This is a genomic window from Paracoccus methylarcula, assembly GCF_003007735.2.
Classification (GTDB): domain Bacteria; phylum Pseudomonadota; class Alphaproteobacteria; order Rhodobacterales; family Rhodobacteraceae; genus Paracoccus; species Paracoccus methylarcula.
The window spans coordinates 178,748-188,580 of the sequence record NZ_PXNQ02000011.1 but is presented as its reverse complement, the minus strand read 5'-3'; the positions used below and the strand labels follow the sequence as shown (position 1 = coordinate 188,580).

Annotated in this window: 9 protein-coding genes and 1 pseudogene; 8 read left to right on the top strand and 2 right to left on the bottom strand. The window is 63.6% G+C overall.

What is annotated here, in order from left to right; genetic code table 11:
• Positions 1 to 134: 134 nt before the first annotated feature.
• Positions 135 to 683, top strand: a complete 549-nt coding sequence (locus A7A09_RS17260) for a peroxiredoxin (RefSeq protein ID WP_106692539.1) — start codon at positions 135 to 137, stop codon at positions 681 to 683.
• Between the two features lie 94 nt (positions 684 to 777).
• On the opposite strand, the gene A7A09_RS17255 is transcribed toward A7A09_RS17260, so the two are convergent.
• Positions 778 to 1,725 (bottom strand): alpha/beta hydrolase, encoded by a 948-nt coding sequence (locus A7A09_RS17255; RefSeq protein ID WP_245999422.1) that lies wholly within the window; start codon positions 1,723 to 1,725, stop codon positions 778 to 780.
• Between the two features lie 11 nt (positions 1,726 to 1,736).
• On the bottom strand, positions 1,737 to 2,021 hold the full coding sequence (locus A7A09_RS17250) for an SCP2 sterol-binding domain-containing protein (RefSeq protein WP_106692538.1): 285 nt from the start codon (positions 2,019 to 2,021) through the stop codon (positions 1,737 to 1,739).
• Between the two features lie 106 nt (positions 2,022 to 2,127).
• Between A7A09_RS17250 and A7A09_RS17245 the strand changes: the two genes are divergently transcribed.
• The 7 genes and pseudogenes from A7A09_RS17245 (at position 2,128) to A7A09_RS17210 (ending at position 9,734) form a co-directional block, all read left to right on the top strand.
• Positions 2,128 to 2,664, top strand: a complete 537-nt coding sequence (locus A7A09_RS17245) for a tetratricopeptide repeat protein (RefSeq protein WP_106692537.1) — start codon at positions 2,128 to 2,130, stop codon at positions 2,662 to 2,664.
• 10 nt (positions 2,665 to 2,674) lie between these two features.
• A complete protein-coding gene (locus A7A09_RS17240; RefSeq protein WP_106692560.1) occupies positions 2,675 to 5,506 on the top strand; it encodes a helicase-related protein in 2,832 nt (943 codons plus the stop codon).
• A complete protein-coding gene (locus A7A09_RS17235; RefSeq protein ID WP_106692536.1) occupies positions 5,503 to 5,814 on the top strand; it encodes an RNA-binding S4 domain-containing protein in 312 nt (103 codons plus the stop codon). Before A7A09_RS17240 ends, A7A09_RS17235 begins: the two co-directional genes overlap by 4 nt.
• 257 nt (positions 5,815 to 6,071) lie before the next feature.
• Entirely contained in the window at positions 6,072 to 6,410 is a 339-nt protein-coding gene (fdxA, locus tag A7A09_RS17230; RefSeq protein ID WP_106692535.1) for a ferredoxin FdxA, read from the top strand.
• Positions 6,411 to 6,781: 371 nt separating this feature from the next.
• Positions 6,782 to 7,291, top strand: coding sequence for a CarD family transcriptional regulator (locus A7A09_RS17225; RefSeq protein ID WP_106692534.1), 510 nt, complete (start codon positions 6,782 to 6,784; stop codon positions 7,289 to 7,291).
• A 657-nt stretch (positions 7,292 to 7,948) separates the two neighbouring features.
• Positions 7,949 to 8,865: pseudogene (locus A7A09_RS17215) on the top strand (manganese-dependent inorganic pyrophosphatase).
• Positions 8,865 to 9,734, top strand: coding sequence for a TIGR01459 family HAD-type hydrolase (locus A7A09_RS17210; RefSeq protein WP_106692532.1), 870 nt, complete (start codon positions 8,865 to 8,867; stop codon positions 9,732 to 9,734). Before A7A09_RS17215 ends, A7A09_RS17210 begins: the two are co-directional and overlap by 1 nt.
• Positions 9,735 to 9,833 lie beyond the last annotated feature (99 nt).

The window sequence follows — 9,833 nt, the reverse complement described above, 5'->3', positions numbered from 1 at the left end:
ATGGGTTTTCTTCTACCTAATCGCAAACGGGGGCTTGATCAACGGCGCTGGTCATGCTGCATCTGCATATCCGCGCTGCACCGCAGTGCGGGTGCAAAGGGGGGAGGCGTTTTGGATGACAAAGGACCAGACAGATGAAAATCGGCGACAAGCTTCCCCAGGTAACCTTCCGGACCCGAATTCGCGACGAGGCGGTCGGCGGCCCGAATCCGTTCCGCTGGCAGGACATGACGACGGATGACTATTTCAAGGGCAAGCGCGTGGTGCTGTTCTCGCTGCCCGGTGCCTTCACCCCGACCTGCTCGACCTATCAGCTTCCGGGCTTCGAGAAGGCCTTTGGCCAGATGCGCGAACTTGCCATCGACGCGATCTATTGCATGTCAGTCAATGACAGTTTCGTCATGAATCAATGGGCCAAGACCCAGGGGTTGCAGAACGTGGCGGTGATCCCGGACGGTTCGGGCGAATTCACCGAAAAGGCCGGCATGCTGGTGCGCAAGGATAATCTCGGATTCGGCGCCCGGTCATGGCGTTATGCCGCGGTGGTCAATGACGGCGTGGTCGAGGCATGGTTCGAAGAACCGGGCCGCATGGATGACTGCCCCGAGGATCCCTATGGCGAGACCTCGCCCGAATCGGTGCTGGCGTGGCTGCAGAACGCCCGCGTGGCCGAACCGGCCTGAGCGGATTCACGGTAATGACGAGGGGCCGCCAACGCGCGGCCCTTTTGCATGGCCCGCGAAGCTTGCCCGCCCGGGACGGATATGGGCCGATGCGCTAGCGCGCGACGTCGAATTGCTGCAGGGCCGCTTCCAGGAAACGCTCGCGCAGATCGGGCGTTTCCATGATGACTTCGTGACGGCAATCCTCGAATTCCAGCAGGCGGGCATCGTCCCAACGTCCCGCGCGGTCGCGGATGGCCTGGGCCGAGACGATCTTCTCGCCATCCCCGAGCGAGACCGTCACCGGCAGATCGGGCGATGGCAGCGCCGACAAGCGCGCGCACTCGCGCAATGCCTCGCCCAGCCACTGGAAACTCGCCCCGCCGATGGTCAGGTCGGACCATGCAGCCGATTCGTGCAAAAGCCGTGTCCATTCGCCCAGGTCATGGGTCAGCAGATTCGAGCTGAAGGCCTCGTCGAGGAAATAGGCGCCTTTCGCCCCGGTGCCGGGTGTCGGACGCTCACCAAAGCCGAGCCGTTTCGCCAGCGAGGTCACCGCGAGGGCGACGGGGCGCGGTATCCCATGCGGCTCGATCCCCCACATCGGGGCGGAAAAGACCGCGCTGGAGACCGGCAATTCGTCGAACAGGGCCGCCAGCCCGATGCAGCCGCCCATCGAATGGGCCAGCAGATGCCATGGTTTTGGCAGATCGACCTGCGAGGCCGCGACCACCATCTCGATCACGTCGCGCTGATAGTCCCGGAATTCCCGGATATGACCCGGCCGCGGATCGTCGATCAGCCGGTCCGACAGGCCCTGGCCGCGCCAGTCGATCGCCAGCACCTCGTAGCCCGCATCGGTCAGCTTGCGCGCGAATGGCGCATATTTCTCGACATATTCGGTGCGGCCGGGAAAAAGCAGCACCCCGCCCACCGGATCGATACCGTCGCAACGCCACAGCGCGAGCCGCAGCCGCATGTCATCCTCGGTCTTGACCCAGAAAGCCGAGCCGGGCGCCAGGGGATCGCCGGGAAGCTGGTGGAACGGAGCCTGTTCGATCATGCGTCAGCCGTTCACGACAGGGCCTGGCCCAGTTGCATGGCCACGCTCATGTCGCCGTCGAGCTTGAGCTTGCCGCTCATGAAGGCGGTGGTCGGGTTGACGCTGCCATCCAGGATGCCCTCGAATGTCTCGCGGCTGGCCGTCAGCGTCACATCCGCCGCGTCATCGCCCGCGCGCACGCCGCTGTCGTCGATCATGATCGAACCCTCGTCCTCGATCACGAACTTGGCGGTCGAGGAAAAGCTGCCGATCTTTTCGCTCAGTTTCTCGACGGCGGCGTTCACGATATCGCTCATTTTCATGCGTCTCCTTGCGCTATGTCTGGTGCCCGGCGGGCTCAGTGGTTACATTCACGATATGCGCCCGGTCCGAAGTTTTTTCCACCTTATCGTTACGGCAGGCATGCGTGCAATCTTTGCATGCGCGGTCCTGCTATGGGCGGGGTTTTCCGCCGTGGCGCAGGATGCCGACCTGGACAAGCTGTTCGCGCAACTCGCCCGGCCCGGCAATGACGCATGGCGAATCGCCGAGGCCGACATTTTGCGGGAATGGTCGAAATCCGGTTCTCCGGCGATGGATCTGCTGCTCAAGCGCGGCGAAGAGGCGCTGGACATGGGCGATCTGGACGCCGCCATGGGCCATCTGACCGCACTCACCGACCACGCACCGGATTTCGCCGCCGGCTGGCAGGCCCGGGCGGCGGCCTTTGCCTCGGCCGGTTATTTCGGCCCCGCCGCCGCCGACCTGGCCCGCGCGCTGGAGCTGGAGCCGCGGCATTTTGCCGCCCTGACACAGCTTGGCGTGATCCTGGAAGAGATGGAGGACTACGAGGGCGCATTGGCCGCCTATCGCGAAAGCCTGAAGATCCACCCCCATCAGCAAGAGGCCAGGGACGGGGTGGCGCGGCTGGAAAAGCAACAGACCGGCACCGATATCTGACGCCATGAACATGCAAACACGCGGCCGGGTCACGGCAGTCCTCGGCCCGACCAATACCGGCAAGACCCATTACGCCATCGAACGGATGCTGGCCCATCGGACCGGGGTCATCGGCCTGCCGCTGCGGCTGCTGGCGCGCGAGGTCTATGACCGGATCGTCAAGGCGCGCGGTCCCTCGGTCGTGGCGCTGGTCACGGGCGAGGAGCGCATCGTGCCCGAGCGGGTGCAATACTGGGTCGCCACCACCGAGGCCATGCCCGAGATCGGTGCCGACTTCGTTGCCATCGACGAGATCCAGCTATGCGCCGATCCGGAACGCGGCCATGTCTTTACCGACCGTCTGCTGAACATGCGCGGGCTGCACGAGACGCTGCTGCTGGGCAGCGACACGATGCGCCCGGCCATCGCGGCGCTGATCCCGGATGTGCAGTTCCAGCGCCGCGAAAGGTTCTCGGCCCTTGGCTGGGCGGGGTCGCGGAAATTGTCGCGCATGCCCGCGCGCTCGGCCATTGTCGGCTTCAGCACCGATGACGTCTATGCGATGGCCGAGCTGATCCGGCGGCAAAAGGGCGGCTGCGCCGTCGTCATGGGAGCGTTGAGCCCGCGCACGCGCAATGCCCAGGTGGCGATGTATCAGGCGGGTGAGGTCGATTACCTCGTGGCCACCGACGCCATCGGCATGGGGCTGAATCTCGATATCCGCCATGTCGCCTTCAGCGCCACGCATAAGTTCGATGGCCGCCGCGTGCGCGCGCTGTTCCCGCATGAGCTGGGCCAGATCGCGGGCCGGGCGGGGCGGCATACCGATGCGGGCACATTCGGAGTGACGGGTGAGGCACAATCCCTGGACGAGGGGCTGATCGACGCCATCGAGAACCATCGTTTCGCACCCATCCAGCGGCTGATGTGGCGCAACAGGGCGCTGGAATACGGGACCATGGACCGGCTGGTCTCCAGCCTCGAAGTCTCACCGGGGCATGAACGGCTGTCGCGGGGGCGCGAGGCCGACGATCTGGCGGCCCTGAAATCCCTGCGCGAGCTGCCCGAGATCCGGGACCGGGTGCAGGGCGGTCGCGATGTGCGGCTGCTCTGGGATGTCTGCCGGGTGCCGGATTTCCGCGGCATCTCGCCCTCCGAGCATTCCGGCCTGCTGGCCCGGATCTTCGGTTTCCTGCAGGAAGGGGCGATTCCGTCGGACTGGCTGACGCGGGCGATCGAGCGGATCGACCGCACCCATGGCGATATCGACGCGCTGTCGAAACGGCTGGCATATATCCGCACCTGGACCTATGTGGCGCAACGCAGTGGTTGGGTCGAGGACGAAAACCATTGGCGCGGCGAGACTCGCGCGGTAGAAGACCGATTGTCAGATGCGCTCCACGCGGCTCTGACCCAAAGATTTGTGGACCGGCGCACATCCGTTCTGTTGCGCCGGCTCAAGCAGAAGGAGAGCCTTGTGGCCGAAGTGAATGACAAGGGCGAAGTGACGGTCGAGGGCGAGTTCGCCGGCCGGTTGGAAGGTTTCCGTTTCCGCCCCGACCAGACCGCGACAGCGGATGAGGCAAAGATGCTGAACCGCGTCAGCTACGAGGCCCTGCGCCCGCATTTCCATCTGCGTGCCGACCGTTTCTATAACGCCCCCGATACCGAGCTGGATTTCACCGAACAGGGCGGGCTCATGTGGGGCGATGCCGCCGTGGGCAAGCTGAGCCGCGGGGCGGATGCGCTCAATCCCGGTGTCGAGGTCTTCGTCGATGAAGAGGCCGGGTCCGAGATCGCCGAAAAGGTGCGCCGCCGGTTGCAGCATTTCATCGACCGCAAGGTCGCCGCGCTGTTCGAGCCGCTGATTACCATGCAGAAGGACGAGGCGCTGACGGGCCTCGCCAAGGGCTTTGCCTTCCGCCTGGTCGAATCGCTTGGCGTGCTGCCGCGCGAAGGCGTGGCCACCGAGGTGAAGGAACTGGATCAGGACGCGCGGGGGATGCTGCGCAAGCATGGCGTCCGCTTCGGCCAGTTCACCATTTTCATGCCGGCCCTGCTGAAGCCCGCGCCGACGCGGTTGCGGCTGGTGCTGTGGTCGCTGGTCGAGGGGCTGGAGGAGTTTCCCGAAAGCCCGCCGCCCGGGCTGGTCACGATTCCGCATATCCCCGAGGTGCCGGACGGCTATTACACGCTGTCGGGCTATCGTCCCGCAGGCGAGCGCGCGATCCGCATCGACATGCTGGAACGCCTTGCCGATCTGCTCCGCGCGCAGGACACGCGCAGCGGGTTCGAGGCGAATGCCGACATGCTGTCGATCACCGGCATGACGCTGGAACAATTCGCCGGCTTGATGCAGGGGCTTGGCTATGCCGCCGAGAAGGGCGAACGCGAAAAGGTCAAACCCGCCGAGCCGGTGGTGCCGCCCGCCGCCCCGGCCGAGGGCGAGGCTTCGGACGCGCCGATGACCGAAGAGGAAAGCGTCCTGGCCGCCGAGACCCGCGCCAGATGGGAGGCCGAGCAGGCCGAGAAACGCCGCGCCGAGGCAGAAGCGGCGGGGGAGGCCGCCCCGGACGAGGAGGCGCCGGTCGAAATGGAGGTATTCTATACCTTCCGTTGGGCCCCCAAGCCGCGCGGCAACCGCCGTCCGCAAGGCGAAGGGCAGGGGCGCCGCGGCCCCCGCAAGGAAACCCGTGCCGAGGGCGGCAAGCCGGGCCGTGAAACCGGCAAGCCTCGCGGCAAGGGCGGCCCGAAAAAGGGCGGCAAGCCGCAGGGGCCCAAGACCTTCCATTCTCGCCCCGAGAAAAAGGCCGATCCCGACAGCCCCTTCGCGGTCCTGGCCGCGCTCAAAGACAAGAAGTGACAGCCGATACCGGCAGCTTGCGGTTGGACAAATGGCTGTTTCACGCGCGGCTGTTCAAGTCGCGCGGGCTCGCCGCTGCGCGTATCGAGGCGGGGGGCGTCCGCCTGAACGGACAGCCCTGCCGCAAACCGGGGCGGGTGGTCAGACCGGGTGACCGGTTGGTCGTCTCTGCCCATGGCCGGGTGCGGATATTCGACATCATTGCGCTTGGCGAACGCCGCGGTCCCGCCAGTGAGGCGCAGACCCTTTATGCCGAGCATGGGGAAACCGGGCCGTCCGACTCTGATTCGTCCGATCCCGGCACCTGATGTTTTCGGCCTCCGGGCCGGGTAAAATTTCCGGTGCGGGCGCGATATTCTGCAATGAGCGGAATTTCAGGAACACCGTCGAGGAGCGGGCCGATGGGCTGCGACCGATTTGCCGCCCGGAGCGAATGACCGGAACGCTGTCCTTCGGATTCACCTGCGCATGATACGCAACCGGCCTCGATCTGGGGCGGGGTGGCTTGATTGATCCGGGTGAAGAGACTAGGTGAAGCCGACAAGACCAATCCAAGAGCCCCGCGATGACCTATGTGGTGACCGACAACTGCATCATGTGCAAATACACCGACTGCGTGGAGGTGTGCCCCGTGGACTGTTTCTACGAGGGCGAGAACACGCTGGTCATCCATCCCGATGAATGCATCGATTGCGGCGTCTGCGAACCCGAATGCCCCGCTGACGCGATCCGCCCGGATACCGAGCCCGACATGGAGCAATGGGTCGAGTTCAACCGCAAATATTCCGAGCAATGGCCGGTCATCACCCAGAAGAAGGATCCGCTGCCCACGGCAGAGGAAATGGATGGTCAAGAGGGCAAGCTGGAGAAATATTTCTCCGAAGCACCCGGCGAAGGCGACTAGGCGGGGCTGTCACAATCGGTCTGAAAACCGGTTGCGGCCGGTCGCGAAATGCGGGCGATTCGCATGCGCATTTGCGTGAACTATCGGGTTCATATCTGCCAACGCATTGAATAGCAGGTGGAATATTCATTCCGCGCTGCGGCGCGATGCCGCTTCGTGGCCGCTTTTTTTAACGTCTTATTTATGTTATGTTCAATTCAAGTCGCATCTGATGGGAGTCAGAGGCCTGGAAGATGCGCGCTCACTGCTGCCGTTCCCGCGCCCTCTGCCGGGCACGGGCAATTAAAACGATCAAAACGGACCGAAGGTGGCTTTCGCCGCTTGCGGTCTTTTGTGCCCTCGGTCCGGGGGCGCCACCTAGAGGAAGCCATATGTCGAAAGCCAAGAAAAACGAATTCCGCCCCGATGACTTCGTCGTGTATCCGGCTCATGGAGTCGGCCGGATCGTGTCGATCGAAGAGCAGGAAGTTGCGGGGCTGCGGCTGGAAATGTTCGTCATCTCGTTCGACAAGGACAAGATGACCCTGCGCGTGCCGACCGCCCGCGCGACCGAGATCGGGATGCGCGGCCTGTCCTCGCCGGATCTCGTCGACAAGGCACTGGAAACGCTCAAGGGCAAGGCTCGCGTGAAGCGTGCGATGTGGTCGCGCCGCGCCCAGGAATACGAGCAGAAGATCAATTCCGGCGACCTGATGTCGATTGCCGAGGTGGTGCGCGACCTGCACCGCAATGACGAGCAGCGCGAGCAATCCTATTCCGAGCGCCAGCTTTACGAGGCCGCGCTGGACCGCCTGACCCGCGAGGTCGCTGCAGTGGGCGGGCTGGACGAAGGCACCGCGCAAAAGCGCGTGGACGAGGTGCTGACGGCGCGCGCGGCCTGATCCGTTTCGAAATCCGATCCAAGGGCGTCCCGTTTCGGGGCGCCTTTTGCTTTGAGGGAGGTGCTTCCTGTTATCGGCTGTGCGGACGAAACCGGCCTTCATTGTGCCTCAAAGATCATGTTAATAGGATGTTTCGATGAAATCGAAATCATTTGGCCCTTCGCAATGGAAACCAGGAAACCTGATGTGACGCCCGATTGGGTCGTAGAAAAGCAGACGCGGGCGCAAGCACTTGCGGACGGACTCATATTTGAGAGAAAGGAAGGAGAACCGCTCCCACCTTGGATTGAGAAACCCAGAATTTTACTGGGTAGTATCGGGTGGAGAATGGGAGCCGGGGAGACTTATTTGCACGAAGTTTTTTTTCCGTTTTGGCAGAGCCTTACCGAGCGAGAACAAGACGGGTACTGGAAGAAGTTTGATCTAGGACCCAGATGGGAAGATCGTAGCAGATGGATGAATGCTTTGGATTTCAATAGGGCCAAGAACTAAGAAACCAACAGTCGCTTAGGCCTCACTCCCGCCTCTCATCAACCACCCTGACCACGCCCGCGACCCGGCTTTGTGACAGCATCACGGCAGGGCGGCGGCGCGCGTGGACATCCCCCTCGGGCCCTCCTATAACGCCGGCAAATTCCGAAGCTGCAGAGGCTCCATATGATCAAGGTATTCGGCCACACCGCCCCCGACACAGATTCGACCGGCTCGCCCATCATCTGGGCCTGGTATCTGAACGAGATCCGCAAGACCCCGGCCAAGCCCGTCCTGCAGGGCGAGCCCAATACCGAGGCCGCCTGGATGCTGGAGCGGTGGGGGCTGGACAAGCCCGAGATCATCTCGGACGTGGCGGCAGATGACAAATGCGTCATCGTCGATACCAACAACCCGGCTGAACTGCCCGCCTCGATCAACGAGGCCGAGGTGATCGAGATCATCGATCACCACATGCTGGCGGGTGGCGTGAAAACCCGCGCGCCGATCAATATCACCATCCGCCCGCTGGCCTGCACGGCGACGATCATGCATGACCTGATCGGCGAGGATCTGGAGAGCGCCCCCGAAGGGTGAAGGGCGCGATGCTCACCTGCATCCTGTCCGATACGCTCGAATTCCGCAGCCCGACCACGACTCCGCATGACCGCGAGGTGGCCGAGAAGCTGGCGGCGGAACTGGGTGTGGATATCGCCGATTACGCGGCCGAGATGTTCGCCGCCAAATCCGATGTCAGCGCCTTCAGCGACGAGGAACTGCTGCGGATGGACAGCAAGGAATACGAGCTGGGCGGCAAGAAGCTGCGGATTTCGGTCCTGGAAACCACCGCGCCGCAGGTTCTGCTGGACCGCAAGCAGGCGCTGATGGATGCCATGCCGGGTGTGGCCGGGGCCGATGGCGCCGATGACGTGCTGCTGTTCATCATCGACATCCTGAAGGAAGAGGCAACACTGCTGGTCCCGAACGATTTCGTGAAGCAGGTCGCCGAGAAAAGCTTTAACGCCACGGTCGAGGGCGACACGGTCGTCCTGCCCGGTGTCATGAGCCGCAAGAAGCAGATCATCCCGGTTCTGGCCGTCTGATGAGCCAGATCATCGGGAACCTGTCGCAGATCGGCGGCGATTACGACGCGCTGTTTTGCGATCTCTGGGGCTGTTTGCATAACGGCAAGCAGCCCTATCCGGCAGCGGTCAGCGCCCTGCAGCAATTCCGTCGGGCGGGGGGCAGGGTCTGCCTGATGACCAATGCGCCAAGGCCCAATCAATATGTGATCGCGCAGCTCGACCGGATGGGCGTGCCGCGCGATGCCTGGGACCTGGTCGTCAGTTCCGGCGATGCCGCGCAGGATGCCATGTTCGCGGGGGCCGTGGGCCGCAAGGTCTGGCATATCGGCACCGAAAAGGATGACGGCTTCTTTACCGATATTCCCGGCGAATGGGCGAATGCCCCGGCGATATCGCGCGTATCCCTGGAAGAGGCCGAAGGCATCGTCGCGACAGGCCCATTCGACGAGGCGAACGAAGCGCCCGAGGACTACCGCGCCCGTCTGATGATGGCGCGCGAGCGGGGGCTGGTGCTGCTTTGCGCCAATCCCGATGTCGTCGTCGATATGGGCGAGACGCGGATCTATTGCGCCGGCGCGCTGGCCGAGTTCTACGAGGAACTGGGCGGCCAGTCGCTTTACTTCGGCAAGCCGCATCCGCCGGTCTATGACCGGGCGCGCCGCCTGATGGATCTGGGCGACGAGGCCCGTATCCTGGCGGTGGGCGATGGTATTCGCACGGATGTGAAGGGCGCGCAGCAAGAGGGCATCGACTGCCTCTTTGTGACCGGGGGGCTGGCGGCGGAGGCGTTCGGCCCCGATGTCGAGGATCCCGATGAGGAATTGCTGCGCGAATGGCTGGCGACCCAGCAAATGGCTCCGCGATACAGTATCGGGCGGTTGCGCTGAGCCATACGCACCTCGACTGTCCTGACACCCGCGCCGATTGGTGCGGGTGTTTTCGTTTATCGGCCCGAAATATGCGCAAGCAATAAAATTAACTTCACA

What these genes read in the sequence shown, in the direction of transcription:
- A7A09_RS17260 (WP_106692539.1), top strand. Translation starts at nt 135, where the DNA reads ATGAAAATCGGCGACAAGCTTCCCCAGGTAACCTTCCGGACCCGAATT.
- A7A09_RS17255 (WP_245999422.1), bottom strand. Translation starts at nt 1,725, where the DNA reads ATGATCGAACAGGCTCCGTTCCACCAGCTTCCCGGCGATCCCCTGGCG.
- A7A09_RS17250 (WP_106692538.1), bottom strand. Translation starts at nt 2,021, where the DNA reads ATGAGCGATATCGTGAACGCCGCCGTCGAGAAACTGAGCGAAAAGATC.
- A7A09_RS17245 (WP_106692537.1), top strand. Translation starts at nt 2,128, where the DNA reads ATGCGTGCAATCTTTGCATGCGCGGTCCTGCTATGGGCGGGGTTTTCC.
- A7A09_RS17240 (WP_106692560.1), top strand. Translation starts at nt 2,675, where the DNA reads ATGCAAACACGCGGCCGGGTCACGGCAGTCCTCGGCCCGACCAATACC.
- fdxA (WP_106692535.1), top strand. Translation starts at nt 6,072, where the DNA reads ATGACCTATGTGGTGACCGACAACTGCATCATGTGCAAATACACCGAC.
- A7A09_RS17225 (WP_106692534.1), top strand. Translation starts at nt 6,782, where the DNA reads ATGTCGAAAGCCAAGAAAAACGAATTCCGCCCCGATGACTTCGTCGTG.
- A7A09_RS17210 (WP_106692532.1), top strand. Translation starts at nt 8,865, where the DNA reads ATGAGCCAGATCATCGGGAACCTGTCGCAGATCGGCGGCGATTACGAC.